This window comes from Halomicrobium sp. HArcht3-1, assembly GCF_058933345.1.
Genome location: NZ_JBZYDM010000001.1, coordinates 1 through 25663 on the forward strand (window position 1 = coordinate 1; position 25663 = coordinate 25663).

General features: G+C 65.5%; 22 protein-coding genes, 1 tRNA gene and 1 pseudogene. 12 read left to right on the plus strand and 12 right to left on the minus strand.

Annotation, left to right across the window (positions count from 1 at the left end; all coding sequences use genetic code 11):
- Window positions 1-67, minus strand: a pseudogene (locus AC5FRW_RS00005) (IS200/IS605 family transposase); the annotation flags it as partial.
- A 211-nt stretch (window positions 68-278) separates the two neighbouring features.
- Between AC5FRW_RS00005 and AC5FRW_RS00010 the strand changes: the two are divergent.
- A complete protein-coding gene (locus AC5FRW_RS00010; RefSeq protein WP_493566361.1) occupies window positions 279-893 on the plus strand; it encodes an ArsR/SmtB family transcription factor in 615 nt (204 codons plus the stop codon).
- On the opposite strand, the gene AC5FRW_RS00015 is transcribed toward AC5FRW_RS00010, so the two are convergent.
- Together AC5FRW_RS00015 and AC5FRW_RS00020 are read right to left on the minus strand one after the other, a co-directional pair.
- The gene (locus AC5FRW_RS00015; protein WP_493566362.1) at window positions 890-1882 is read right to left on the minus strand and encodes a BGTF surface domain-containing protein; all 993 of its coding nucleotides are present in this window, start codon (window positions 1880-1882) and stop codon (window positions 890-892) included. The genes AC5FRW_RS00010 and AC5FRW_RS00015 overlap by 4 nt on opposite strands.
- Window positions 1883-2027: 145 nt before the next feature.
- Window positions 2028-3389, minus strand: a complete 1362-nt coding sequence (locus tag AC5FRW_RS00020) for a BGTF surface domain-containing protein (protein WP_493566363.1) — start codon at window positions 3387-3389, stop codon at window positions 2028-2030.
- Window positions 3390-3787: 398 nt separating this feature from the next.
- Here AC5FRW_RS00020 and AC5FRW_RS00025 point away from each other — a divergent pair, with 398 nt between their 5' ends.
- The 7 genes from AC5FRW_RS00025 to AC5FRW_RS00055 all read left to right on the plus strand — a co-directional run bounded on the left by AC5FRW_RS00025 (window position 3788) and on the right by AC5FRW_RS00055 (window position 11811).
- A complete protein-coding gene (locus AC5FRW_RS00025; RefSeq protein ID WP_493566364.1) occupies window positions 3788-5791 on the plus strand; it encodes a hydantoinase/oxoprolinase family protein in 2004 nt (667 codons plus the stop codon).
- Window positions 5788-7383, plus strand: a complete 1596-nt coding sequence (locus AC5FRW_RS00030; protein WP_493566365.1) for a hydantoinase B/oxoprolinase family protein — start codon at window positions 5788-5790, stop codon at window positions 7381-7383. The genes AC5FRW_RS00025 and AC5FRW_RS00030 overlap by 4 nt, the downstream gene beginning before the upstream one ends.
- 64 nt (window positions 7384-7447) lie before the next feature.
- Entirely contained in the window at window positions 7448-8413 is a 966-nt protein-coding gene (locus tag AC5FRW_RS00035; protein ID WP_493566366.1) for a DUF4129 domain-containing protein, read from the plus strand.
- A gap of 32 nt (window positions 8414-8445) precedes the next feature.
- The gene (locus AC5FRW_RS00040) at window positions 8446-9378 is read left to right on the plus strand and encodes a DUF4129 domain-containing protein (RefSeq protein ID WP_493566367.1); all 933 of its coding nucleotides are present in this window, start codon (window positions 8446-8448) and stop codon (window positions 9376-9378) included.
- Window positions 9375-9953 carry a DUF7269 family protein gene (locus tag AC5FRW_RS00045; RefSeq protein WP_493566368.1) on the plus strand — a complete coding sequence of 193 codons (579 nt, stop codon included), beginning with the start codon at window positions 9375-9377 and terminating at the stop codon, window positions 9951-9953. Before AC5FRW_RS00040 ends, AC5FRW_RS00045 begins: the two co-directional genes overlap by 4 nt.
- Window positions 9953-11308, plus strand: a complete 1356-nt coding sequence (locus AC5FRW_RS00050) for a DUF58 domain-containing protein (protein ID WP_493566369.1) — start codon at window positions 9953-9955, stop codon at window positions 11306-11308. The genes AC5FRW_RS00045 and AC5FRW_RS00050 overlap by 1 nt, the downstream gene beginning before the upstream one ends.
- A complete protein-coding gene (locus AC5FRW_RS00055) occupies window positions 11305-11811 on the plus strand; it encodes a DUF7519 family protein (protein ID WP_493566370.1) in 507 nt (168 codons plus the stop codon). Before AC5FRW_RS00050 ends, AC5FRW_RS00055 begins: the two co-directional genes overlap by 4 nt.
- 76 nt (window positions 11812-11887) lie before the next feature.
- Here the strand turns inward: AC5FRW_RS00055 and AC5FRW_RS00060 are convergent, their stop codons facing one another.
- Complete coding sequence (locus AC5FRW_RS00060) at window positions 11888-12844, minus strand: AAA family ATPase (protein ID WP_493566371.1); 957 nt, start codon at window positions 12842-12844, stop codon at window positions 11888-11890.
- Window positions 12845-12967: 123 nt separating this feature from the next.
- Here AC5FRW_RS00060 and AC5FRW_RS00065 point away from each other — a divergent pair.
- Window positions 12968-13053, plus strand: a tRNA-Ser gene (locus AC5FRW_RS00065).
- A gap of 479 nt (window positions 13054-13532) precedes the next feature.
- Entirely contained in the window at window positions 13533-13946 is a 414-nt protein-coding gene (locus AC5FRW_RS00070; protein WP_493566372.1) for a VOC family protein, read from the plus strand.
- Window positions 13947-14030: 84 nt separating this feature from the next.
- Here AC5FRW_RS00070 and AC5FRW_RS00075 read toward each other — a convergent pair whose 3' ends face one another.
- From AC5FRW_RS00075 to AC5FRW_RS00100, 6 genes are all read right to left on the minus strand, one after another.
- Entirely contained in the window at window positions 14031-15815 is a 1785-nt protein-coding gene (locus AC5FRW_RS00075) for a M3 family oligoendopeptidase (RefSeq protein ID WP_493566373.1), read from the minus strand.
- A 157-nt stretch (window positions 15816-15972) separates the two neighbouring features.
- Window positions 15973-17832 carry a DUF2070 family protein gene (locus AC5FRW_RS00080; protein WP_493566374.1) on the minus strand — a complete coding sequence of 620 codons (1860 nt, stop codon included), beginning with the start codon at window positions 17830-17832 and terminating at the stop codon, window positions 15973-15975.
- A gap of 94 nt (window positions 17833-17926) precedes the next feature.
- Window positions 17927-18478, minus strand: a complete 552-nt coding sequence (locus tag AC5FRW_RS00085; protein WP_493566375.1) for a GMP synthase subunit A — start codon at window positions 18476-18478, stop codon at window positions 17927-17929.
- Between the two features lie 109 nt (window positions 18479-18587).
- A complete protein-coding gene (locus AC5FRW_RS00090; protein WP_493566376.1) occupies window positions 18588-19676 on the minus strand; it encodes a sensor histidine kinase in 1089 nt (362 codons plus the stop codon).
- Between the two features lie 79 nt (window positions 19677-19755).
- Window positions 19756-20325 carry a DUF7097 family protein gene (locus tag AC5FRW_RS00095; protein ID WP_493566377.1) on the minus strand — a complete coding sequence of 190 codons (570 nt, stop codon included), beginning with the start codon at window positions 20323-20325 and terminating at the stop codon, window positions 19756-19758.
- 154 nt (window positions 20326-20479) lie between these two features.
- On the minus strand, window positions 20480-21223 hold the full coding sequence (locus AC5FRW_RS00100) for a PspA/IM30 family protein (RefSeq protein WP_493566378.1): 744 nt from the start codon (window positions 21221-21223) through the stop codon (window positions 20480-20482).
- A 164-nt stretch (window positions 21224-21387) separates the two neighbouring features.
- Between AC5FRW_RS00100 and AC5FRW_RS00105 the strand changes: the two genes are divergently transcribed.
- Window positions 21388-21780, plus strand: coding sequence for a DUF192 domain-containing protein (locus AC5FRW_RS00105; RefSeq protein WP_493566379.1), 393 nt, complete (start codon window positions 21388-21390; stop codon window positions 21778-21780).
- 901 nt (window positions 21781-22681) lie between these two features.
- Here AC5FRW_RS00105 and AC5FRW_RS00110 read toward each other — a convergent pair.
- Window positions 22682-23446: an IclR family transcriptional regulator gene (locus AC5FRW_RS00110; protein WP_493566380.1), complete on the minus strand. Its 765-nt coding sequence runs from the start codon at window positions 23444-23446 to the stop codon at window positions 22682-22684.
- A 146-nt stretch (window positions 23447-23592) separates the two neighbouring features.
- On the opposite strand from AC5FRW_RS00110, the gene AC5FRW_RS00115 reads away from it, so the two are divergent.
- Entirely contained in the window at window positions 23593-24396 is an 804-nt protein-coding gene (locus AC5FRW_RS00115) for an aldo/keto reductase (RefSeq protein WP_493566381.1), read from the plus strand.
- A 132-nt stretch (window positions 24397-24528) separates the two neighbouring features.
- Here AC5FRW_RS00115 and AC5FRW_RS00120 read toward each other — a convergent pair whose 3' ends face one another.
- Window positions 24529-25626, minus strand: coding sequence for a Gfo/Idh/MocA family protein (locus AC5FRW_RS00120; RefSeq protein WP_493566382.1), 1098 nt, complete (start codon window positions 25624-25626; stop codon window positions 24529-24531).
- Window positions 25627-25663 lie beyond the last annotated feature (37 nt).

Sequence of the window (25663 nt, forward strand, 5' to 3'; positions counted from 1 at the left end):
GACACCAGATGAAGTGGTACTGGAGTTTGTGGACGTTGGTACGTTCCCTGTCGAACCCACGAGGCATCGTCAGTATATAGAAACTACTCACCTAAAGATGTTACACAGGCATCCAACCCCAGCCGTGGCTACGAGCGTGGAGAGATTCCCAGTTGTCGGCTTCATCCCACCCGTAAACGGGTGGGCTTTCGCCTCGCTACCGCTGTAACCGTTCAATCTCGTTTTAACCTTCACACACTGCTTAGTAGGTCGGGATTCATCGTCCAGATACCCAGGCCATGTCGGGACTCATCGACCGGATGCAGGAACGGACCGCCACGACCGACGAGCGGGCGCGGATCATCGAGATGACCGACGGGGACGCAGACGAGGTCCTCGACGCGCTCGCGTCCGAGACCGGTCGTGCGACGTTCCAGACCCTGTTCGAAGAGCCACGAACCCCCTCCGAGATCGCGGATCGGGTCGATACGTCCGTCCAGAACGTCCACTATCACGTTTCGAACCTCGAAGCTGCGGAGCTGATCGAACCCGTGGATACGATCTACTCGGAGAAAGGCAACGAGATGACCGTCTACGGGCCGGCTAGCGATCCGCTGGTGCTGGTCGGGGACGACACGCGCACGCCAGCGATCGAGCAATCGGTGACGGAAGTCGTCGGCGGTCTCGGGGTGCTCGCCGCGGGGTCCCTGTTCGTCCAGTGGGGTGCCGAGCGGCTGATGCGCCAGCAGGTACGCCCGCCCAGCGCGGTCGGGCCGGCGAGTCCGGACGCGACCCTCGCACCCCCTGAGGGGTCGCTCGCGTGGCTCGTCTTCGAGGTCGTCGAACCCGGCGTGCTCTTTTTCTTCGGCGCGGTGCTCGTCGCGACGCTGGCGCTCGTCGCGTCGCGGCGCTAGCGCCGGAGCAGCCCCAGCAACAGTCCGATCCCGACGACGCCGAGCAGCAGGCCGGCACCGAGTGCACCGACGCCCCCGGGGTCGATGCCGGGCCGTCCGGGTGTCGTATCGTCCAGCGGTGCCGTCGGGGTGGCCGACCGGTCCCCGTTCGCTGGCGTCTGCGTGGCGGTCCGTCCGTCCATGACGACTATCGTTCCGGTGTTGATTTCCTCGCCGTCGGTCGTCCGCAACACGAGATCGTAGTCGTACGGCCCGAGTGGCTCCGAGAGTGTCGACTCCGAGTCGACCATGATCCGGTCACCGTCATCGGCGGACCACAGCGTCGTGGCGTCCGTGCCCGCTGCTTCGGGATCGAACACGGCGATGACACGCCCGTCGCCGTTCTCGTCGACCACCGTCGCGTTCAGCACGTAGTTCGCGTCATCGCTCCCGATCGCGAGCCGGCGGCGGTCGCGGTCACCGACCGTGATCGGGATCTCGACGGTCCGGCCCTGTCGGACCTGCACGACGGTGTCGGCGAGTCCCGCTTCGTCGGCCGGATACGTCGTGGTCGGTCGATCGGTGTCGCTGTCGGTCTCCGTACAGTCACGCACGCAGTCGACGACGCGTCCGTCCGTTCGAGCGATGGCCGTCCCGTTGTACCGGACAGCCACCTCGAAGCCGGTCTCGGGAGGGATGTCGCTAAAGTCCCACGTCGTGGCGAACGTCCCGTCGTCCGTTACGGTCGTCTCCAGTAGCGTGAGAAACGGCGAACCGCCGTCGGTCGAAGCGATTCGAAGCGCGACCCTCGTGCCCGCTGGGAGCGAGGTCGTTCCTTCGAGGCGTTGACTGGGGGCCGACTCGACGACGAGCGTGTCGCCGTCGTGGGTGAACGACGCCGACGGTGCCGAGGTCGTCGTCGTCTCGGTCTGTGTCCCCACGCCGGCGGTGGTCGCCGTCGTGAGCACGAGGAGGGCAACTGTCGCCGTGAGAGCGGTGGTAACTCGCATAGTGGGGACTGTCAGTGCGACCATCTAAGCAACCCCGGTAGCTTAAACGTGGCTTGAACCGCGCGAACGCTGCCCCAGTCGCAACCGTGACCGATTTCGTCACCCCGAGGTGGCGAATATCGTTACGAAGCTCCAGTCATCGGTATCATTCCCGGTTCGCGCGACACAGTCCGCCCCCGAGCGCGAGCGCGCCCCCGACGAGCGCGCCGACGACGCCGAAGCCGGGACCCTCGCCCGCCGTCGTCGACTCGGGAGCGTCGGTCGTCGTGTCGGACGCCGTGACCGCGGTGTCAGCGACGGTCGTCGTGTCGGCCTGCGCGGTTGCCGTGGTATCCAGTGTCTCGCTCGTCGTGGTCAAAGCCGTTTCAACCCCGATAGTCCCAAAGTCCAGAAACTCCTCGTGGCTGTCGGTTCGATAGAGATTCATCTGATAGCCTCCGGTCGACAGCTCCCCTCCGAGCGTCGTCTCGGAGTCGATTACCACACGATCGTCGTCACCGCCTGCCGTCAGCGTCTTGGCCTCTTGTTGGGCTTTCGTGGGATGGTACCGGGCGATGACACGTCCGTCGCCGTTGCCGTCGACGAGTGTCGCGTTGAGTCGATAGCTGACATCCTCGTGGCTGATCGTCAGCGCGACTCGTTCGCGATCACCGACCGAAACAGGGATAATACCCGTTTCCCCGCGACGAACTCCCACGACTCCAGTACCGATAAACTCGATCTCTCCCGTCGGGGGTGCTGGCTCTCTGACATAGAGGTGAACGTTCTCGACCGCCGACCCGCTCTCGTCCGGGGAGAGTTGCACAATGTACTCTCCCGGACCGATCTCGTTTTTCGATCCCAGTTGGGCGTTGACGTCGATCTCGTCCTCGTCGTTGGCGGCGGCGATGGTGGACTCCGAACCGTTTGTCGATGTGGTGTCGACGACGAGGGTGACGCGACCGTCGTCGTTCCCGTCAGTCACCGTCACGTTGAGATCGAGGACGTTTACTTCGCTGATTCGAACGACGCCGTTGTCGTGGTCACCGAGCAGAATCGTGATCCGCGTCTCCTGACCTGGACGCACGATCGTCTCAGCGGGCACTAATTCTCGTTCCGGTTGCGGTGTCGGCGTCACATCGCAGCGTCCAGTGCACTCGATCTGGCCCTGCGTCTTCGCCAGTTCGGTCCCCTGATAACGGATTTCGACGGCGATCTTCGAGCCGGACTGGAGATGACTGAGATTCTCTGTTACGGTGAACGTACCGTTCTCGCCGACTGTGGTCGTCGGTGTTGCCAGGAATGGACTGTTCTCTCCCGATGTAATCTGGACCGTCACCTCCGTTCCTTCCGGGAGGGAGGTCTCGCCGTGGATCTGCTGGCCGGGAGCCGATTCGAGCGTGAGTGTGTCGCCGTCGTAGACGAACGATGCGGTTTCGGTCTGTGTGGCACCGGTGATCCCGGTCGCCATCGCAGCACCGATTAGCACGACCGCGAGGACGAGTGCTGGAGGGCAGCGTCGTATCATCGTGATTCGTGTTCTGAATTTCCCAATGGCTGTAATTAAATATTCGTATTCACATGTGGTCAAAACACGAACCGCTCGCAGCTCGGTCCTGCCGTCTCGGGCTGTCGCCATCACGATCGGTCAGTGCCCTGATCGCCGAAGGGTCGGTGTTGAATTGCTATCGTAACAATTGAAACGATTCACACACCGATCGTACTTCAGTCGTGAGATCGGGTGTGCATTGATTTTAATTGCTACTATAAGTGATCTCGCCGGCGTCGATGTCGATTGCGCGGAGATTCGAGCCGCTGACGCCCACCGGCCGTCGCGACGGAAAGCATTCCGTCGGCAGCGCGGAGCCGTCGCGGATTACGGCGACGACGAGCCACGCTTACGGCCCTGCCGTCCCAGAGTCCGGTATGGATCGCGACGAGTCCGGCGACGGGGTATGGCTCGGCGTCGACGTGGGCGGGACCTTCACCGACGTGGTCGCCGTGGTCGACGGCGACCTGACGACGGCGAAAGTACCGACGACGGCCGACCAGAGCGAGGGCGTACTCGGCGGGATCGAACGGGCGTGTGAACGCGCCGGGATCGAACGCTCGTCGGTCGACCGCTTCCGCCATGCGACGACCGTCGCCGTCAACGCCATGCTCGAAGGAACGGGCGCGGCGACGGCGCTGGTCACGACTGAGGGATTCGCCGACGTGCTCGCGATCGGCCGGCAAGACCGGCCGTCGCTGTACGACCTCGATGCTCGCAAGCCAGACCCGCTCGTCCCGGCAGCGCGCCGGTACGAGGTCGACGAACGAGCGACGCCCGAGGGCATCGAGCGAGCCGTCGATCCCGACGAGATCGAGGCGCTGGCCGAGCGGATCGACGCCGAGGCCGTCGCGGTCGCGACGCTGCACGCCTACGCTCACCCCGACAACGAGCGCCGGATCGCCGAGATCCTGCGCGAGGAACTGGACGTGCCGGTGTCGGCAAGCCACGAGGTGCTGGCTCAGTTCCGCGAGTACGAACGGACCGCGACGACCGTCGCCGACGCCACGCTCACGCCGGTCGTGGCCGACTACCTCGACCGACTCACAGAGCGCGCGAGCGAGCGGGACGTGCCCGCGCCCCGCGTCATGCAGGCCAACGGTGGGATCGCGGACGCCGCGACGGTTCGGGAGCGCGCGGTGACGACCGTCATGTCCGGTCCCGCTGCGGGCGTCGTCGGTGCGGGTGCGTTCGAACCGGACGACGCCGCCGGTGCGATCACGTTCGACATGGGGGGGACCTCCAGTGACGTGTCGCTGGTCAGGGACGGCGCGGCCGAGCGAACGACCGAGGCCGACGTGGGTGGTTACCCGGTCAGGACGCCGATGGTCGACGTGGAGACGGTCGGGGCCGGCGGCGGGTCGATCGGCTGGGTCGACGACGGCGGCGCGCTCCGCGTGGGTCCCCGGTCGGCGGGGGCAGTGCCGGGACCGGCCTGCTACGGGAAGGGCGGCACCGAGGCGACCGTCACCGACGCGGCGCTGGTGCTCGGCTATCTCGGCGCGGAGACGACACTCGGCGAGGACCTCGAACTGGACGCCGACGCCGCCGAAGAGGCACTGGCCGATCTCGCTAGAGCTGCCGATCTCGACGGACCGGTGGCCGCCGCTCGCGGGGTCTATCGGGTCGCCAACGCGACGATGACCCGGACGATCAGGAGCGTCACGACCGAACGCGGCCACGACCCGCGCCGGTTCGCGCTGGTGGCTTTCGGCGGGGCCGGCCCGATGCACGCCGCCGCACTGGCCGACCGCCTCGGCGTCGAGCGCGTGGTCGTCCCGCGGGCCAGCGGCGTCCTCTCGGCGTTTGGCCTGCTCGCGGCCGACGAACACCACGATGCCGTCCGCACGTTCCGGACGACCCTCGCCGACGCGGCGGTCGACCGGATCGAGTCCGTGTACGCCGACCTCCGGGAGACCGTCCTCGACGACGCGAGCGACCGGGCGGCCGCGACCTGTGTGCGTCAGGCCGATCTGCGCTACGCCGGGCAGAGCCACGAACTGACCGTCGATATCGACGCCCCGTTCGATCCCGCGACGGTCCGGGCGACGTTCCACGACGCCCACGAGCGGACGCGGGGTTACCGACTCGACGACGAACCCGTCGAACTGGTCAACTGCCGGGCAACGGCGACGATCGAGGGGAGCGTCCCGAAAAGTTCCTTCGAGGGGAGCGGCGAGCCACGGACCGACACTCGAACGGCCATCTTCGGCGACAGGACGGTCGAGACCCCCTGCTACGACTGGCGTGCGCTCGCGCCGGGGACGACACTCGACGGATCAGCCATCGTCACCGGCGGCGAGAGCACCGTCGTCTGTCCGCCCGACTGGACACTGGCCGTCGACGACGCCGGCACGCTGACTCTGGAGGTGGTCTCGTGAGCGACCGCGACGACGGTCTCGACGCCGTCGAACTGGAGATCGTGCGCAATCAGTTGGAGAGCGTCGCCGAGGAGATGGGCGAGGTACTCGTCCGTGGGGCCTACTCGCCGAACATCACGGAGCGACGGGACTGCTCGACGGCGCTGTTCGACGCCGACGGGCGACTGGTCGCACAGGCTGAGCACATCCCGGTCCACCTCGGCGCGATGCCGCGGGCGGTCGACGCGATCATCGACCGCGACCCCGCTCCGGGCGACGTGTTCGCGCTCAACGACCCCTTCACCGGAGGGACCCACCTGCCGGACGTGACCTTCGTCTCGCCCATCGTCGGCAGCGTTCACGAGGCCACTGTAGCCCCGAAAGACGGGCAAGACGGTGACGACATCTTCGCCTACGCGGTCTCTCGCGCCCACCACGCCGACGTGGGCGGGATGGCTCCCGGGAGCATGCCCGCGGGCGCACGCGAGATCCAGCAAGAGGGATTGCGGATTCCGCCGGTCCGGCTCGTCGCCGACGGCGAGATCAGATCCGACGTGCTCGACCTGTTGCTCGCCAACGTCCGCAATCCGACCGAGCGACGCGCCGACGTGCAGGCCCAGCTAGCGGCCAACGAGCGTGGCGCACGCCGCGTCGGTGAACTGCTCGCCGACCACGGTGAGGACTTGCTCGGAGCGTTCGACGCCGTGATCGACTACTCCCGTCGGCGGATGGCCGCCGAAATCGCCGCCGTTCCGGACGGCGAGTACACGGCGACCACGACCATCGAAGGCGACGGGATCACCGAGGACGACGTGCCCATCGAGGTGACGGTCACAGTGGCAGACGAGACACTCACGGTCGACTTCGCGGGCACCGCCTCGCAGGTCCCGGGGAACGTCAATGCCCCGCTCGCGATCGCCGAGAGTGCTGTGTACTTCGTCGTACGCTGTCTCACAGACCCAGAGATACCGCCGAATCAGGGCTGTTACGACCCGATCTCGGTCGTGGCTCCGACGGGATCACTGGTCGACCCCGAGCCACCGGCCGCGGTCGTCGGTGGCAACGTCGAGACCAGCCAGCGCGTCACCGAGGTCGTGTTCGATGCGCTCGCGGACGCTGTGCCCGAACGCGTCCCGGCCGAGGGACAGGGCACGATGAACAACCTCGTCGTCGGCGGGCCGGCATTCACCTACTACGAGACCATCGGCGGTGGCGGTGGCGCGACCCCGAACGGCGACGGTCCGTCGGGCGTGCAGGTCGGGATGACGAACACGCAGAACACGCCCATCGAGGCGCTGGAGACCGCCTATCCGCTACGGGTCACCGAGTACGCACTGCGGGCGGACAGCGGCGGCGCGGGCCGTCATCGCGGCGGTGACGGTCTCGTCCGCGAACTCGTCGTCGAGACCGATGCGACCGTGTCGCTGCTGACCGATCGCCGACACACCCCGCCGGCCGGCCGCGCGGGTGGCAGCGATGGGACCGTCGGCAACAACGTCGTCGACGGCGAGCACGTCGGTGCGAAACTGACCCGGCAGGTCGCGGCTGGTACCACCGTCCGCGTCGAGACGCCCGGGGGCGGTGGCTACGGCGACGCCGACAGCGAGCGATGACGGCTGCCGACACCACGCTCTCGTTGGCCGTGAGACTAAGTACGAACACTGCATAAAACGGGGTATGGTGGGCGTTAGCGCCCGGTTCGCGCTCGCCGCCGTCCTCGCGGTGCTTGTCGTCGCGACGGCAGCGGCCGGGCTAGATGGGGCAGCGAGCGGCGACGGCGACAGTGCTGCCGGTCCCGCGTCGGGTGTCGGCTTCGGGTCCGACACTGGTCTCGGATCGGGCAACGACAGCGGCGTCGGACTGTCGTCGCCGGAAGGGCGCGCCATCTCGCTGTTGCCGCCCTTTCTCGTGGGGCACGTGCTGGGGTTCGTCGTCCTGCTCTCGATGACGGTGCCGGTCGTCTACGGGGCCGTCGTGGTCTGGCAGGACGGTCTCGGGCGACTCCGGGCGATGCTTGCGGACGCGGCCACACGGCTCGTGATTATCGTGGCCGTGTTCCTCGGTCTAGTCGCACTGTTGCTCTTGCTGTCGTCGTTGCTGGGCAACGGTGGCGGTGGGGCGTTCGGTTCGAACGCCGCCGCCGGGCGTGCACTCGGGGCCAGTGACGGGTGGCGCTCGCTCTCGGCGTCGTCGCTCCCGGTCGTACTGTTGCTGGCAGGTGGACTGCTGGCCGTCGTCGCGCTCGTGACGCGCACGACCCGGTCGGGCACGACGCGTTCGGTCGCCGCCGTGCTGGGCGGTCGCGGGAGCGAAAGCCGGTCCGCCGCCGAGACGCAGGCGACCACGTCCCCGACGCCAAGCCCCGCGGCCGACGTTGCGCCGACCAACGATGTGTACTGGGCCTGGCTCTCGCTCGTCCGCGCCGTCGGTGGCACCGACCACACCGAGACACCGAGCGAGGTGGCGGCCCGTGCGGTCGATCACGGGTTCGACGACGAGGCCGTCGCGACACTGACGGCCGTGTTCCGCGAGACACGCTACGGATCGGGGGTCGTCACCGCCGAACGCGAACGGCGCGCACGCGACGCAGTCGAGCGATTAGGAGCGGTCGACGCTCCAGACGGTGTGGACACGGAACTGTAATTTTACATGGTTGGCATTCGCGAGACAATACCATGAACACCGATCGACTCGGACCCGCACTGGTCGTCGTGCTTGGTGTGCTCGCCATCTCCGCGACCGCTGCGAGTATGGACGGCCCACCCGAGACGCCGACGGCCGGGACGGGGTCGGGCGAGGGGGAGGGGGCTGGTGACGGGACGGGACCCGGACTGAGTGCTGACCCGTCGGCAGCCCTCTCAGGCGGCGATACGTTCGACATCTGGAACTGGCTCCGGCCGGCGCTCGGACTGTTGTTTGCCGCTGGGGCACTCGCGTATCTCCTCTATGCTGTCCGTGAGATCTGGCGTGACGGCATCGACGGGGTCCGACAGGTCGTCGTCCACGCGGTCACCACGGTGCTCCCGGCCGGGATCGCCTACCTCCTGTTCTTCGGTCCAGAGGTGCTCCAGTGGGGGAGCGGGCCGGCCCGTGAGCCGTCGCGGTCAGTCGCACCCGAGTTCGAGCAGGGCGGCGGTTCCACCGATCCCGAAGTCGTCGACACCGCGACCCAGACCCCCTCGATACTGGTGCTCGTCGGTGCGTTCGTGGCGCTCGTGCTCGTCGTCGCGCTGCTGCTGTACGCCCTCGACAGCGAGGACGACGAGTCCACCGTCACGACCGATCCGGCCGGGACCGACGACCAATCCCTGGAGCGCCCGGTCCACGTCGATACACAGACCGCGATCGCCGACGTCGACGCGACCAACGACGTGTACCGGGCCTGGCGGGACTTTGCGTCGGCGGTCGACGGCGTCGACCTTCGGACCCATACGCCGGCCGAGGTCGCCGACCGTGCCAGCGACCGCGGCTTCGACCGACAGGCCGTGCGGACGATCACGGACCTGTTCGAGGAGGTCCGGTACGGCGGGCGTCCGGCCACCAGCGACCGCGAGTCACGCGCTCGGTCGGCACTCGACCGACTCCGCTCGGAGGGTGAGCACCGATGAACCGCCGCTCGCTCGTCTTGCTCGCCATCGCGATGGGCGCGGCCGTGGTCGGTCTGGTGCTCGCGTTCGCTCCGGGCGTTGCCGCTGTCGTCTCTCTCCCGACGATGCTGGTGGCCGTACTGGCCGGCTTCGCGGTGCTTGCTGGCTGTTACAGGGCCTATCTGTGGTTCGGTAGCGACGACGCCGATCGAACGCTGCCCACGCCGGAACGTGGGCGTCCGATCCCGGTTCCGGGTGACGACTTCGACTCGTTGCTCGCTGGGACGCCGTCGGTCGGCACGTCGAGCGGAAACCGGCGTGCACTCGCGGTCCGTGACGACCTCGAAGACGCCGCTATCGCGGTCCTGACTCGCCATCGCGGGCTCTCGGAATCGGCTGCTCGGGAGCGACTCGACGATGGCACGTGGACCGACGACCGCCTCGCTGCGGAGTTTTTCACCTCTGTCAGTGGGTCGGGATCGTCGCTTCGCGAGTCGGTGACTGGGTCGTTCTGGGGGGACGGTCCCTTCCAGCGCCGGGCCAGCCACGTCACCGCAGAACTCGACCGTATCGCCGGCCACCGGGGTGAGGACTGATGTCTTTTGGCTCACCCCCGGAGACGGACGCAGCCACCGAGACGGTCCCGGCGGAGACGGCGGCGTTCGCAGTCGAACCGGGGACCGTCGAGGAGCGCCAGACGAGACGCTGGTACGGCGTCACCGTCTTCGCGCTGCTGGCGCTCGGGATCGGTGTGCTCACCCGCCAGCCCGGACTCCTCCTGACGAGTGCGTTCGGCATCGCTTTTGCCGGGTACGGCCAACTGACCTCGCCACCATCGGTCGACATCGACGTCGAGCGGACGATCAGTGACCACTCGCCGAGTACGGACGGTGTCGTCGAGGTGACCGTGACGGCCACGAACACGAGCGACCAGTTCGTGCCCGATCTGCGCCTGCTCGACGGCGTTCCGCCGAAGCTGACGGTCGAGGACGGCTCGCCACGTCACGCGACGGCGCTTCGTCCCGGCGGCGAGACGACCTTCTCGTACTCGCTTCGGACGCGGCGGGGCCACCACGAGTTCGAGCCAGCGACCGTCCTGACGCGTGATGCAAGCGGCGCGACCGAGCGACGGGGGTCAGTCGAGTCGCCGTCGGCGATCGACTGCGAGCCGTCGCTGCCGACCCGGACGATACCGTTCCCGTTGCGCTCGCAGACGACTCGCCACACCGGTCGCTTCCCCGCCGACGCCGGGGGTCCCGGCGTCGAGTTCTACGCCACCCGGGAGTACCAGACCGGCGACCCGCTGAGCCGGGTCGACTGGAAGCGAACGGCCCGGACCGGCGACCTCACCACGGTCCAGTATCGGGTCGAACGCAGCGTCTCTGTCCTGCTCGTGATCGACGCCCGGGCCGTGGCCTACACGGGACCTGAACCCGACGCCCCGACAGCCGTCGAGGCGGCGATCGACGCCGCCCGCCACGCCTACGTCTCTCTGACGGGTGAGGGCCACAACGTCGGAATCACGACGCTCTCGCCGACGGAGTGCTGGCTCGCCCCCGGGAACGGCGACGACCACCGTGTGCAGGCCCGAGAACTGCTGGCGACCCATCCCGCACTCTCGCCGTCTGCGCCGGACGCGGATACCAACATCTACGCCGCCGTCCAGCGGCTCAAACAGCGCGCGCCGGCCGACGCACAGATCGTCCTGTTCTCGCCGCTGACCGACGACCTCGTCGCCGATTCGGCGATCAGGCTCGACGCACACGGCCACAAGACGACCGTCGTGACGCCGGACCCGACCGCCCACGACACCGCCGGCCATCGACTCGCCAGCGTCCGGCGCGCGAACCGACTGGCGGACCTGCGAACGCGCGGGCTTCCGGTCGTCGACTGGGACACCGAGACGGACTTCGACCGTGCGCTGGCTCGCTCGCAGGGGGGTCGTGAATGAGTACGACGACCGACGCATTCGAGCCGCGCCCGACCCGGATGTCGGTCGTCGCGACTGTCGTCCCTGCGCTCGTCGCCGTCGCCGCCAGCGCGACCACGCTCCCGTCGGCTGCCGGGGCCTTCCTCGGACTCGTCTTGCTCCCGATCGGCGTCCAGCGTGGCTCTCGCCTGCTCCACCGACTCGGCTCGGCGGGGCTGTTTTCAGGCGTGTTACTCTCCGGTGTCGCCGGCACGTCGCCGGTCCTGATGCTGGTGGCCGCGGGGGCCGCCGTCGTCGCCTGGGACGCCGGTGAGCACGGTCTCTCCCTCGGTCGGCAACTGGGCACGGCCGCGACGACGGGCCGCTCACAGCTCGCCCACACCGGTTCGACCGTGGTCGTCGCCACCGTGGTCGGGGCTGTCGGGTACGCCGTCTACCGGATCGCTCGCACCGGCCAGCCGACGACCGCCGTCGTCCTGCTCGTGTTCGCGGCGCTGCTCTTTACGTTCCTGCTGGACCGCTAGGGCGGTCGCTTTTCGAGTCGCTCACTGATCGAAGACGGCGACAACGAGCCGCTGCGTGGGGCGGTCGTGACGACCCTTACTGGCGGGCGACCGTCGGCACCGCAATCTCGTCGAGGACGCTCTCGACGACCGAGGACTCTTCGACGTTCTCGACGCGGGCTTCCGGCGTCAGGACGACCCGATGCGCCATGACTGGCTGGGCGACGGCCTTGACGTCCTCGGGGGTGACGAACTCGCGCCCGCGGATGATCGCCCGGGCGCGGACGGCTTCGAACAGGCGCTGGGTCCCACGCGGCGAGACCCCCACGTCGACGTGGCGGTGTTCGCGAGTCGCACGCGCGACGTTCGAGATGTACCGCAACACGTCGTCGTCGACGGTGACCGACTCCGGGAGCTGTCTGAGGTCGGCGACGTCCTCGGGCGAGAGGACGGTCTCGACAGACGGACTCTGCTCGCTGCGTCCGGCACGGCGCTGGAGGAGTTCGAACTCGCCGTCGTCGTCGGGATAGCCGATCGAGGTCTTGGCGAGGAAGCGGTCGACCTGCGCTTCGGGCAGTTCGAAGGTGCCCTCCATCTCGACGGGGTTCTGGGTGGCGATGACGAAGAATGGCGTCGGGAGGTCGTAGGTGTCGCCGTCGACGGTGACCTGTCCCTCCTCCATCGCTTCGAGCAGGGCCGACTGGGTCTTTGGCGGCGCGCGGTTGATCTCGTCGGCCAGTACGACGTTGGCGAAGATGGGTCCCTCGTTGAACTCGAAGGTGCGGTCGCCTTCGTTGAACACGTGGGTGCCGGTGATGTCCGCCGGCAGGAGGTCCGGTGTGAACTGGATGCGCGAGAACTCCAGCCCGAGCGTCTGGGCGATCGTCTGTGCGGTGAGGGTCTTCCCGGTCCCCGGCACGTCCTCCAGCAGCACGTGCCCGCGTCCGACGACGCCAAGCAGGACCGTCTCGAAGAACTCCCGCTCGCCGATCACCGCAGACTCGATCTCGTCCAGTACCGTCGAACACGCGTCGGTGGCGTCAGCTACGTCCATATTTTCTACTGTCATCCACCCACAATATTACTATCGGAGGGTGTGCCTCGTCGCTGTCTCTCGCCGCTCTCTCCACGACCGAATCGAAACCCCTAAAGAGTCCTTCGCGCTACGATTAGGTGAGCCGAGGTAGCCTAGCCCGGCCAAGGCGGTTGCTTCGAGAGCAACTGTCCGTTCAGGACACAGGAGTTCAAATCTCCTCCTCGGCGTTTTCCGACGAACAACACACCGCGAGCGCAGCGAGCGGTCTGCGAGTCGGAAAACCAGTACGAAGAGATTTGAACCCTATCAGTCGCGCGCAGCAACGCGAGCACGTCTGATTCCGGTTCAAATCTCCTCCTCGGCGTTTTTGAGTGAACAACTGCCTTCGAGCGACCGCTTCGCGTGTCGCTCGACCTGTGAACTCAAAACGCCACATTGAGTGATTTGAACCCTGGAAGTCGCAGCGGACGAGCGAAGCGAGTCCGACCGTCTTCCTCCGGTTCAAATCTCTCCCTCGGCGTCGTTGCGAGAGAAGTGAGCAACGGCTCGGAAAGCTCTGCTTTCCGGCGTTTTCACGAGCGAAGTGAGTGAAAGCACGAGCAGCGATACCTCTCGGCGTTCTTGCGAGTCACAGCGCGAGAGGCCCTGCCCGGTGAACTCGTCCGGTGGCCGAAAGTACTTGCCACTGGTGTCTCCATCTGGTGGCATGACCGACGACCACGCTGACCCGGACCACGCTGGGCAACTCCATCACGTCGAACTGTACGCAGACGACTTTGGGGCGTCGGTCGACTTCTGGGACTGGTTGCTGGGGGAACTCGGATACGAACCGAAGGACCAGTGGGAGGATGGCCGCTCGTGGATCAACGGGCCGACGTACGTCGTCCTCGTGCGGGCCGAGGCCCCAGACCAGCCGTTCGACCGCCGAGCGGCGGGACTGAACCACCTCGCATTCCACGCCGCCGACAGGGCACAGGTCGACGGTATCACGGCCGCTGTCCGCGAACGGGCGGACGCGACGGTCCTGTACGAGGACCGACATCCGTATGCCGGCGGCTACTACGCGCTCTACTGCGAGGACCCCGAGGGTATCAAGGTCGAAGTCGTCGGACCCGAGTGACACCGCTCGCTGTCCCGCCGTCGTACTGTCCGATCGGCGGTAACCGTGACACCCTCGTGGAGGTTCCGGCGTGAGTGGACTCGCTCACGCCCACTCGTCGAGATACCCGTCGAACGCCGCGGCCGCTCGTTCGTAGGGTGCGCTCGTTCGCAGGTCCAGTCCCAGCCGTTCGAACAGGTCGAGCGGGTCCTCGCGACCGGTCGAGCGCAGGAACTCGCGGTAGGTCGCGGGATCGAGGTCACCACCACGGAGCGATTCGCGCACGTGGAGTGCTCCCACCGCACCCAGTACGTACTGGTAGTGGTGGAAGGCATCGCGATACAGTGCGCCGGTGAGCCACTCGGCACGCGAGCGGTCACACTGTTGCAGTGTCGGGTCGAAGCGGGCTTGCGTGTCGGTGTAGGCGTCGGCGATCCGGTCGGCCGACAGCGTCTCGCCGTCGTCGGCCGCCATCGCCAGTCGTCGTTTGAACGCGGCGTTGGCCGCCTGTCCGTAGAGCATTCCGTCGAGACTCTTTTGCAGGCGATTCCGTGCGTGGGCGGCGAGCGGGTCGCCGGCTTCGACGAAGTGTTCAGTCAGCAGCATCTCGTGGAGGAGGCTTGGGACCTCGGAGACGGGGCGTGGGCCGGTCGCGTACATCGTCGGCTCCTCGCGGTAGTGTTCGACGTGGAGCGCGTGGGCGAGTTCGTGGCACAGGTGGTACAGTGTGCGCACGTCGTGCTGGTAGTTCAGGAGGATGTACGCGCCGTCGTCGGCCGAGGACGGGCAGAAGGCGGGGATGTCGCTGCGCTTGTCCGCACACTCGTACACGTCGATGCGCCGATCCGAAACGAATTCGCGGGCGCGTTGCTGGTACGCCTCACCCAGTGGGGCGAGTGCGGCGACGACGTGCTCGATAGCCTCGTCGTAGGGAATCTCCGGGACGGACTGGTCGGCAAGCGGGACGGTCCTGTCCCACGGCCGGACGGTTTCGATCCCCAGTCGGTCGGCTCGCAGGTCACGCGCACGCTCTCGCGGACCGATACAGTCACCGACGGCGTCGATCATCGTATCGTGCAGTTCGGACGAGAACTGAAAGTCGAGACCACTCTCGGGGTAGCTTCGGCCGCTCAGTTGTAGCTCTCGAATCGAGTCGTACTCACGCACGTCCGCGAGTGCGCTGGCGGCGGTGAGCTTTTCGTGGTACGCGGTCGCAAGCGTCCCCTCGAAGTCGGCGAGCGCGTCGAGATACGACTCGTAGACCCGTCGCCGGTAGGACCGGTCGGCGTGAGACAGTGCACCCGGATACCGTCCCTGTGTGATCGTCCGGCGTTCCCCCGCCGGGGTCTCGACTGTCGGTGGGTCGAAGTCCTCGTTTTTCACCGCGCGGGCGATCCGGTCGGCGCTCGACCGCTGCTCGGCGAACTGTTCGACGACCGTCTCGACCGCTGGCTCGCGCCGGTGCGTCGCCTGCCGGCGGAGTGAAGCGAAGTAGTGCCTGCGTTCGTCGAGTGCTGTTTCGACCCCATCGAGCGTCGTCTCGTCGGTCCGCCGGAGGCGGTCGATCCGGCGTGCGACGGCGGTCTCGACCGCGCTCGATAGCTCGCGGCTGGCGGCCATCCTGTCGCTGGCTTCATCGCGGTCGCTGATGCAGTCTCGGAGCGTGGCGTACAGTTCGAGGCGCTGGCTGCGCCGGTACCAGTCGGCGACGGTGTCGACGAGCGACCGGGCCGCTGTGGCGGACTCGATGGGTTCGCTCGGTGGATCGTCGCCGTCGAGATCGGACTGGAGGGCGTCGCGGGCGGCGACCCAGTCGGCCGGCGTCTCGTAGATCTGTGCGGTGTCCCAGGTGTATCGGGACGGTCGGTCTGTATGGTCGGGTAGTGACATCTATCGGTGAACGTCTGCGTGTAGTCGCTGTCGCTCGTCAGAGACGACAGACGAGACGAATCGCTCGGAGGTGGCGCGAACGCCGAGAAACGAGTTTACTGGGTCATCCTTCGACCGTACCTGCACGAACTGTCACACTACCTGCAATTAAACCTTCTCATCCACCCGTAACGAGGAAGATGCCGACGCTGACGGTGAGGATCGTCAGCAGGAAGGTCACGGCGAGTGCCCCACCGAGCGAGACGACGGCGTTGGCCGTCGAGGCGAGCGTCTCGGTGCGGTCGTTGCCGAAGACGGTGACGTTTGCCTTCTCGCTTGCCATGCCGGCTTCGACGGGTTCGAGGTCGGCGGTGGCCCGTTCGGTCAGGTCGGCGATCAGGGCGATCAGGTCGTCCGTGGGGATGGCCTGCCCGACCTGATTCTCGGCTTCGACGGTGTTGACGATGTGGGTGTCCGTCGTCATCACTTCGGCGTCGTCGATACCGTCGAGCGCGTCGACGATCTCGTCGCGCAGACCCGGTTCCATGTTGTTGCCGTCGATCAGGACGTAGGCCGTCCGCACGCCGTCGACCTCGAAGACGGCGACGCGGATACCAAGCGGGCCGATGCCTTGCTGTGGGACCCAGTCGGTCTCGTCCCACGCGACGCCACAGTGCAGTTGCCCCCGGTCGGCAGCGGCGAGCGCTTCGCCGAGTTCCCCTGCACCGTAGATCATGTCGAACGAGCGCTTGCTGCCGGGGACGACGTGGCCCAGATCCTCGCCTTCGAGACCGTTGTTGCTGTTGTGGGCGTCCACGAGGAGCACGTCGTCGAGCGATCCGGCGCGGGCCTCCGATGCCGCGGACAGACCGACGGCGTAGGCCACGTCGTCGGCGAAGCCCGGCGCGAACGTGGAGACGATCAGGGCGTCGTCGCCGACGGCCTGTCCGAGCAGTGACGCCTCGCCTTCCTCGATCCGGCGGCCCGCCGTCGCTTGATCGGTGTAGTCGAGGCGCTGGTAGGCCGTCTGGGCGGCCGAGAGGATCGTGTCGACCTCCCGTTCGGTGACGAGGTTGAAGTCGTGGCCGGCGGTGGCGTGTGGGGGAAACGCCAGCCCATCGGCTTCCTGTGCGACGCGTTCGGGGAGATTGCCGCCGCCGATCTCACCCATCGGGCCGGGGTGGATCATCGGCAGGACGAACCGGGCCTTCTCCTCGCCGCCGGGCCGGCGCACCGAGAGGACGGTGACGGGGACGAGCGCTTCCTCGCCCAGTTCCTCGAAGAAATCTTCGAGTTCGCGGGTGCCTTCCGCAATGTGGCCGATGAAGCCCTGAATGAAATCGAGCACCGAGACGCCCAGACTGGAGCGCCACGGGCGATCCAGCAGCACGAGGAACAGCCACACTGCACCAGCGTAGAGGACGCACATGAGCGCGAGCAGTCCGAAGTCGATCGGTTCGACGAACTGGAGTTCCGGCGGGGCTTTCTCGGGGCGAGAGAGCCAGGTGCGCAGCGTCGGATTGTCGAGCAAGACCGAGGTCGTCCCGGTGTAGACCGACAGTAGTACGCCTGCAGCGGCGGTCTGGATCCCGGCGGGGATCGCAGCGATCGGTAGCGAGTGGCGCGAGACGGCCATCACGACCAGCAGGCGAAGCGCGAAGATGCCGGCGAGACTGACCAGCAACGCGTCGAGGACGAACTCCTGTGCGAACGTCGTCAGCACCGAGATGGCCCCCGCGCCGACGAGGAACGCGATCACGATCAGTTCACAGAACAGCGCCAGCAACGAGGCACGGTTGGGCGTGAGTTGGCCGCCCAGTCGGTTGTCGACGTAGGACGTGCCGACGCTCGCGACGACAGTCGGGATGCCGACGAAGAACACGCCCTGCCAGGCGTCTTCGAGGACGAAACGCGAATCGAAGGCAGCGATGCCGGTGACGGCAGCGAACACCAGCGCAAAGGCCACGCTCGTGTACCATCGCGGGGCGCGAAAGATGAATCGCGAGAGACCCGCGAGGTTGCCTTGCGTCGCTGTCATACTGTCAGGAACTCCATCGAACAGTTTAAAACTACTCGTCGTGGTCCGCCGTGTGCGGCGCTGTCACTCGTTTTGCCGGTCGCTCGATCGTCACTCAGTTACCGTCACAGACCGCGAGGAAGTTCTCGAAGACGGCTTCGCCCTCTTCGGTGTGGGCGACCTCAGGGTGCCACTGGACGCCGAAGCGATCGGTCCCGTTGCTCATCGCTTCGACGCCGCAGACGTCCGAACTCGCCGTTCGCTCGAAGCCCTCGGGGACTTCCTTGACCTCGTCGGCGTGACTGGCCCAGACCCGTGTTTCGGGTGCGAGCGAGCCGACCAGCGGGTCGTCCTCGTCGTCGATTCGGACGGTCACGTCGGCGTAGCCGCCGTACTCGCCGGCACCGACGCGTCCGCCCAGCTGGTCGGCCATCAGTTGCATCCCGAGACAGATGCCGAGGATCGGCACGTCCATGTCGAGGTAGTCGGGGCAGTTGCCGATGCGATCCATGTCCGGCCCGCCCGAGAGGACGAGACCGTCGGCGTCGATCTCAGCCGGTGGTGTTTCGTTGTCGACGAGTTCCACGTCGACACCCATGTCACGCAGCGCACGCTGTTCGAGGTGCGTAAACTGGCCGTGATTGTCGATAACGGCGATCCGAGTCATTACTACAGGGGACGCTATCGCTCCGTATATATCTCTTGATCACGGCCCCGGTCCTCGTGGCCGGGATCGCTTCGAGCGTGCCGTCGCGGTGTCCGCGCACGCGACCGACTCAGCGATCGATTCGACGGAGTCGCTCTGTGAGGCCTTCACTCTCGCCGTTCGGGGCTGCTGGGAACACGAGTGCGACCCGATTACCGCCCACGTCGCTGGCGTCGAGTTCGATGTCACCGCCGTAGCTCTCCATGATCGACTGGACCAGCCAGAGACCGACCCCGGTCGAGTGGTTCAGTGTCGTCTCCGTGCCCCGTTCGAACACCGACCGTTCGTGGTCGGGAATTTCGGGGCAGTCGTCCACGACGTGCACCCGAACGCTGTCGCCGTTCCGCCCGATACCGACCCGGAGATAGGGGTCGTTCTCGGCGTGCACGATCACGTTCTCGACGACGTTGTCGAGGACGGTCCCGACCAGCCAGTCGCCGTACACCCACGCCGAGTCGGGAAGCTCCGTCTCGATCGTCGCGTCGGGATAGGCCGCCTCGACGGCGTCGACTCGTTCCCGAACGTACGGCACCACGTCGAGCGGGCGCTGGCTGTGGTGTTCTGCGGCCAGTGCGACGTCGATCTGGCGTGCCTTCTCGGTGGTCGACACGATCTCGTCGACTTTTCCCTGCAGTTGTGTCACTCGGTCTGCTTGCTGCCCCGAGACGTTCGCTTCGAGTTCACCGAGATGGCCGAGGATGACCGTCAGGTCGTTCCGAAGATTGTGGCGTAACACGCGGTTGAGTACGTGGTTGCTCTGTTGCAGTCGGTGGTTCGTGTGATGGAGTTCGAGCACCGTGCCGACGAGGACGCCGCCGACGCCGCCGATCGCGATGCTCGTCGCCAGCAACACTGGGACGAGATTGCTCAGCGGAAGCCCGTACGCGAGAATAGCGACGTTACACAGCGTCAGCAGTCCGATCCCGAATCCACTCCACTTCGCGACGCGCCACACCTGATCGCCCTCGATGCCACTGGCCGGGAGCCAGTAGTGTGCGCACGCGAGTGTCAGCGAGGGGACCAGCCCACCCACGAGCAGGATGCCGGCCAGCCAGCCGGCTTCGAACACGACGACGGCGTGGCCGAGCAGCGCGAGCGTCAAGGTGACGCCTGCTGCGACGACGTACGACTGTCCCAGCGTCTGCTTGGTGACCTCCATCGCTGTCTGTGCCGTGACCTCGCTCAGCGACGACTTAACCGTGTCTTCGGAGTATCAGTGCTGATACTCGGTCGGGTGATCACTCGTCGTCGTACCGGTCGGCGGCCGATTCGAAGCCCAGTTCGGACTGTTCACGGGTGCGACGACCCTCGCGTTCGGCGATCGCTTCGGGGTCGGGGCGTACTTCGTCGTCGATGCGCGCCCACGACTGGTGGACCTTGGCGTGACACCACCGACAGAGATAGAGCGTGATCTCGTGGCACAGGTCTTCGTCGCTCGCCACGCGGTAGGAGAGATGGTGCTCCTCCAGCAGTGGCCGCTCGTCTGAGTGGGCCATCCGCCGTTCTTCGAGACCACAGCGCGCACAGGCCCGGTCGTGTTCTCGGCAGCGAAAATGCGGGCAGTCGGCCCAGTCCCACGGACCGGCCGGTTCGTCTCCAGTCGAGGCGCTCGGGTCGTGGCCGTCGGCGTCGGCGACCACAGGGCACTGGAACTCCTCGGCGCTGCGGGCGTCGGCAAACTCGGGATCGTGGTGACCGTGTTCGACCGCCCACCGGCACTTGCCCTCGTCGGTCACGAAGTCACAGCGGTCGACGTGCGCGTACGGATCGTCCACGCCGACGCTCGTTCCGCCCGGTGCCTTCTCCATACACCCAGTCAGCGGGCGACGACCGTGAATCTGTTCCACGGGATCGCCGGCCGAGGCGAGTCAAGTCGACGCCGTCCGTGTACTGTCGGCTCTCATTTCACGAACGGGTTCGAAACCCGAGTGGCGAAATCGGTCACGGACTGGCAGCCGGCAATCACGCTGCTGGCTGCTCGGAGTCTGCTTCGACGGACTGTTCGTCCGCACGACCGAACTGTGTCTTCAGTTCTTCGAGTTCCTGCTCGACGCGGCGTTCAGTCGAGCGCCGCCGAAGCTCACGGTCGATCTCGTCGCCCTCGGCGAGGACGTCGTCGAGAGCGCCGCTCTCTTCGAGTTCCTCCAGTGCGGCGGCCCGGGCTTCCATCTGTTCGGTCCGCTCGGCGGCACGTTCGACCGCACGAGATACGTCCGCGAATTCGCCGCTGACGCCGGTGAACGCCTCGGCGACGCGTGCAGATGCGCGCGCGGCTTCGTGGCGCGCCTTCAGGGTCTCTTTGTGAGTTCTGAACCCTTCGATGCGACCGCGGAGCGTGACTTGCCGCTCGACGAGCTGGTCCTGTGTGGCCTGCAGGCGCTCGATCTGTTCGTCGAGGTCGGTCAGCTGATCCGCGGTCGCGTGTTTTTTCTCCAGCGCCCGTCGCGCGAGGTCCTCTCGATCCTGTTTGATCGCTTCTTTGATCTGTCCGTCGTACTTCTCGACCGTCGACCGCAGCCGTTCCCGGTGCAGTTCGAGTCGCTTCTTCTGGGTCGTCAGATCGGCGATCCCGCGATTGATGTCCTGCAGTTCGTCCCGCAACTGTTCGTAGGAGTAATCCAGTTCGGCGACGGGATCAGACGCGCGGTTCAGGATGCCGTTGATCCACGCACGGATCGTAAACCAGAGGCGGTCTACGAGTCCCATCAGCGTCCCTCGCTCTCGATGCGTCGGCGGTGACTGGTTCGTGTGACGACCATACGGCGACTACGACCGAGACCGGGGTAAATTTGTTGTCTATCGTGAACGTTTGCGGGACCGGCGCCCGCAGTCGAGGAACGCTTTTGACCGACGCCACGCAGGGGTCTGGTATGCGCATCGTCCACGAGCGAGACGGCGACCGCCGAACCCTGGCGACGAACGTCGAACTGGCCGATACGGCGCTCAAACAGATGCGAGGGCTGATGTTTCGGCGCTCGATTCCCGAGGACTACGCGCTCGTGTTCGAGAAGGACGCACCCGGGTTTCCGCTCTCGCTGGTGACGAGCAATCGGTCGAAGATGGACGCTCACATGCTGTTCGTCGCCATGCCCATCGACGTGGTCTGGGTCGACGACGGCACGGTCACCAAGGCCGCAACGCTCTCCCCGTGGACCGGCTCGGGGATCGCACGTGCGGACACGATGATCGAGCTTCCCGCCGGCACGGCCGACGAGGTCGATCCTGGCGACCGAATCAGCATCGACGACGATCGAGACCAGTGAAACGGCCCTGCTCTGTCCATAGACGCCACGCCACGGTTCGACAGCCTAAATCTGCCTTTACTAGTCTAATATCTCTGAATAGAATCGATCTTCTGTCCCTATTTTAGTGTCTGTGGGGCCTTTTAGCTGCAGCTTGAGTACAAATGCAGCTATTAGAGTAAGAATTAGCAATTATGGTTTCATATAGATCATTATTGCCTCTGACCTTGACAGCGTAGTCCAGAAGTGGACCGTCTCCACCGCCCTCGAACGTCCAGACGGGATTCGGTGCTGTTGTCCGGTGATTCGATATCGAACAACGATTCTCGTCACGTGGAGTATCGGACGATGGTCGGTCACCATTGTCGTATCGAATCTTCTGTATCCAGTAATGCTGAATCGAGGTGTGCAAAGGCGGATCGAAATTCGATTTTGCTCACTGCTACTCATCGGTGACGTTCTCGGCCGACGTGCTGTTTCCAGCGACCTACCTTTACAGCATTAATGCTGTAATGGCTGGCGGCTTCGAGACGGATCGACGACGACTACTGGTGCATCGTTTCTCCGGAGTGATCGTTTTGTATCCCGTGATTGATACCTGATACGGGTCGGCGCCCGAATCCACGACTGAATCGTATTGGCTGATATTGAATAATATTCTGTAGTACTGGACAGATGAGGTCTCATATAGGATTCTATCGGTGCGTTACTGGAACAAGATTTACTGTTGACGATCAGCACCACCTCACTGGACGAGAGAACGCCGTGATTCTCGCCGCTCTGGCCTTCAAAGTGCATTTCTACTAGTACTGGAGTATTGTTCTGCAATGCTGGACGAAGTCTCGTCGGCACGACTGTCCTGTCGCTCGTCGGCACAGTCGCGTCCCGATCACCGGTTCGTGCGCTCCCGACGGCCATCCGATCACGTGTAGGTGATGTTCAGTTCGATCACGTTCGCGACGCTCTTGAGTTTGGCCGGCAGTTCGGACCGGAACCGCTCGCCCTGCAGTCGACTCGTCGGCCCGGAGACGCTGATCGCCCCCTCGACGACGTTGTCGTTGTTCACGATCGGGACGGCGACACATCGGAGTCCCTTGACGCGTGCTTCGTCGTCGAACGCGACCCCGTCCTCCCGGACCTGTTCGAGCCGTTCGAACAGTTCCTCGCGGTCGGTGATCGTGTTCTCGGTCATCTCGGGCAGGCCGTGTTGTTCGATGATCTCGTCGACACGCTCTTCGGGGAGGTACGCGAGGATGGCGTTGCCGAGTCCGGTGCTGTGCAGATTGACCCGCTGGCCGATGTAGGAGTCGGTCTTGACTGCGTCGTCCCCGTGCGCGCGATGAATATAGATACCCCGTCCGTTCTCCTCAACGAGGAGGTTCGCCAGTTCGCCGGTCTCGTCGGCCAGATTCGTCACCTCCTCTTTGGCGATCTCGTAGATCTGTTCTCGGTGGCGAGCCTTCCCGCCCAGTGCGAGGTGTTTGAGGCTGAGTCGGTAGCTGTTGTCCTCTTTGACGACGTAGCCCGCCTGTTCGAGGGTGCTCAGATAGTTGTGGATGCTGCTCTTCGAGAGACTGAACGACTCGGTGAGATCCGTCAGCGTCGCCTCGTTACACTCTTTTAGTTCTTCGAGGAGTTCGAAGGCTGTCTGGACTGACTGAATCTCGTTGGACCGCTTCTGTGGCATACCCTCCCATTTCGACCATGCCATAATAAATCTGATCCACCAATGATGGACCGATGTCTGTAACGGACGAACGCCCGAATCCGGCGTCGCTGGCGGGTGTCGCGAACTTCCAAACAAATATATGGGTGGCCCGGAAGCCTTCTCGTATGTCACAGTTACCAGCAATCGGACTCGGCACGTGGCAGAACACCGATCCAGACGCCTGTCGTGAAAGCGTTCGCACCGCGCTCGAAGTCGGGTACCGCCACATCGACACGGCACAGTACTACGGCAACGAGGAACTCGTCGGCGAGGGGATCGCCGAGGCCGACGTAGCCCGCGAGGACGTCTTCGTCGCGACCAAGGTCCACGCCGAGAAGTTCGGACTCGCTCACGACGAGGTCATCGAGGGACTCGAAGTCAGCCTCGACCGCCTCGGACTGGACTCGCTCGACCTGCTGTACGTCCACTGGCCGGTGGGCAACTACGACGCCGCCGAGACGATGCCGGCGTTCGACGAACTCCGCGAGCGGGGCCTGATCGATCACGTCGGCCTGAGTAACTTCTCCGTCGAGTTGCTCGACGAGGCTCGCGAGCACCTCGAATCCCCGCTGTTCGCCCATCAAGTCGAGATGCACCCCCTGCTCCAGCAGGACGAACTGCTCGCCCACGCACAGGCCCACGACTACAACCTCGTCGCCTACTCGCCGCTGGCACGGGGCAACGTCTTCGAGATTCCCGAAATCGAGGCGATCGCCGACAAACACGGCGTCAGCGAGTCACAGGTCAGCCTCGCGTGGCTCCGTTCGAAAGAGAACGTCCACGCGATTCCGAAGGCATCGAGCGAGGCTCACATCCGCGACAACCTCGCCGCGCTCGATCTCGAACTCGACGCCGAGGACATCGAGCGGATCGACGCCATCGAGCGCACCGAGCGGTACGTCGAGCGCGACGGCGCGCCGTGGCTGTAAGTCGACGCACCGTCACTCGTTCGTCTGCCGTTTCCTCCGCTCGCCACTCACCGCACAGCGCGGTGGCGCTGGTATTCCGTCGTCAGTGAAAAACGGGCTGTCGTCGCTCGGTTGTCGCGTCCGTTCGCAGGCTCACCAGGAGGTGATCGTGATCTCGCGAAGCGGTCGTTCGAGAGGCACGTCGACCACGCCGCCAGTGTAGTGTGAGAGATAGAAGCCGACGATCATCTCCAGCGAACTCGTCGCTTCCGTGCCGGGCGAGTAGTTCTCGCACTCGCCGTTGAGCAGGTCCTGTACGTGTCTCGCGGCGTTGGCGAAGGAGTTCTTGTAGTCCTCGTCCCAGGTCCAGACGCCGTCGATCCCGCGGAGGTCCCGCTCGACGTGTTCGCCGTCTTCGAGGCTCCAGTAGCGCCACTCCCCGTCGTCGTTGTTGAGGTACAGTTTCCCCTCGGTCCCGATGAAGTTCAGCGTCATCGAGGACACGTCTCGCGGGATCGTACAGTCGACCGTGACGAACGTGCCGTCGTCCATGACGACGTAGCCACCGCCGCCGGCGTCGTCGACGGTCTCGTCGACCGCCAGCGAGTCGACGGCCTCGTTCTCGCCCGTGATGTAGCCGTTGACCTGCTCGGGTTCGGCATCGAGCAGGTAGACGAGCGTGTCCAGGACGTGCGTCGAATTGCGCATCAGTTCCATCCGGTACTGGGTGCTGACCGACTTCACCTCGCCGAGGATGTTCTCGTTCTGGATCAGGTCCCGGAGGCGCTGGAGCTTCTCGGTGAATCGAAACGAGTGGTTGATCACCAGTTCGGTGTCGGTCTCGTCACACACCGAGACCATCTCCCGGGCCGCGGCGACCTCGGAGGCGATGGGCTTCTCACACCAGATCACGTCCGGGTCGGCCGCCGAGCGTGCGGCGTCGATGGTGTGCTCGTGGTGAAGAAAGGAGGGCGTACAGATCGAGACGACATCGAGGTCTTCTGTTTCGAGCATCTCTTCGTGGCCCTCGTAGCGATTCCACTCGGGGATGTCCCACGCCTCACCGAACGTATCGAGTTTCTCGGTGTCGACGTCGGCGACCGCGACGAGTTCGATCTCGTCGGTGTCCGCGTAGCCGCCAGCGTGGCTGGCGTCGATCTTCTGTTTCCCGATGGCGTCCTCGTCGTGCATCCCGAGGATACCCATGCCGGCGATACCGCCTGTTCCGATGATGCCTGCGTTGTAGCTCATGTGTTCGATCAGTCTCCGCTGTGCGAGCGGGCTATCG

Coding starts and splice junctions, on each gene's coding strand:
- AC5FRW_RS00025 (WP_493566364.1), top strand. CDS start 3,788: ATGGATCGCGACGAGTCCGGCGACGGGGTATGGCTCGGCGTCGACGTG.
- AC5FRW_RS00070 (WP_493566372.1), top strand. CDS start 13,533: ATGACCGACGACCACGCTGACCCGGACCACGCTGGGCAACTCCATCAC.
- AC5FRW_RS00055 (WP_493566370.1), top strand. CDS start 11,305: ATGAGTACGACGACCGACGCATTCGAGCCGCGCCCGACCCGGATGTCG.
- AC5FRW_RS00085 (WP_493566375.1), bottom strand. CDS start 18,478: ATGACTCGGATCGCCGTTATCGACAATCACGGCCAGTTTACGCACCTC.
- AC5FRW_RS00075 (WP_493566373.1), bottom strand. CDS start 15,815: ATGTCACTACCCGACCATACAGACCGACCGTCCCGATACACCTGGGAC.
- AC5FRW_RS00015 (WP_493566362.1), bottom strand. CDS start 1,882: ATGCGAGTTACCACCGCTCTCACGGCGACAGTTGCCCTCCTCGTGCTC.
- AC5FRW_RS00040 (WP_493566367.1), top strand. CDS start 8,446: ATGAACACCGATCGACTCGGACCCGCACTGGTCGTCGTGCTTGGTGTG.
- AC5FRW_RS00045 (WP_493566368.1), top strand. CDS start 9,375: ATGAACCGCCGCTCGCTCGTCTTGCTCGCCATCGCGATGGGCGCGGCC.
- AC5FRW_RS00110 (WP_493566380.1), bottom strand. CDS start 23,446: ATGCCACAGAAGCGGTCCAACGAGATTCAGTCAGTCCAGACAGCCTTC.
- AC5FRW_RS00090 (WP_493566376.1), bottom strand. CDS start 19,676: ATGGAGGTCACCAAGCAGACGCTGGGACAGTCGTACGTCGTCGCAGCA.
- AC5FRW_RS00105 (WP_493566379.1), top strand. CDS start 21,388: ATGCGCATCGTCCACGAGCGAGACGGCGACCGCCGAACCCTGGCGACG.
- AC5FRW_RS00100 (WP_493566378.1), bottom strand. CDS start 21,223: ATGGGACTCGTAGACCGCCTCTGGTTTACGATCCGTGCGTGGATCAAC.
- AC5FRW_RS00020 (WP_493566363.1), bottom strand. CDS start 3,389: ATGATACGACGCTGCCCTCCAGCACTCGTCCTCGCGGTCGTGCTAATC.
- AC5FRW_RS00035 (WP_493566366.1), top strand. CDS start 7,448: ATGGTGGGCGTTAGCGCCCGGTTCGCGCTCGCCGCCGTCCTCGCGGTG.
- AC5FRW_RS00060 (WP_493566371.1), bottom strand. CDS start 12,844: ATGGACGTAGCTGACGCCACCGACGCGTGTTCGACGGTACTGGACGAG.
- AC5FRW_RS00120 (WP_493566382.1), bottom strand. CDS start 25,626: ATGAGCTACAACGCAGGCATCATCGGAACAGGCGGTATCGCCGGCATG.
- AC5FRW_RS00095 (WP_493566377.1), bottom strand. CDS start 20,325: ATGGAGAAGGCACCGGGCGGAACGAGCGTCGGCGTGGACGATCCGTAC.
- AC5FRW_RS00080 (WP_493566374.1), bottom strand. CDS start 17,832: ATGACAGCGACGCAAGGCAACCTCGCGGGTCTCTCGCGATTCATCTTT.
- AC5FRW_RS00115 (WP_493566381.1), top strand. CDS start 23,593: ATGTCACAGTTACCAGCAATCGGACTCGGCACGTGGCAGAACACCGAT.
- AC5FRW_RS00010 (WP_493566361.1), top strand. CDS start 279: ATGTCGGGACTCATCGACCGGATGCAGGAACGGACCGCCACGACCGAC.
- AC5FRW_RS00050 (WP_493566369.1), top strand. CDS start 9,953: ATGTCTTTTGGCTCACCCCCGGAGACGGACGCAGCCACCGAGACGGTC.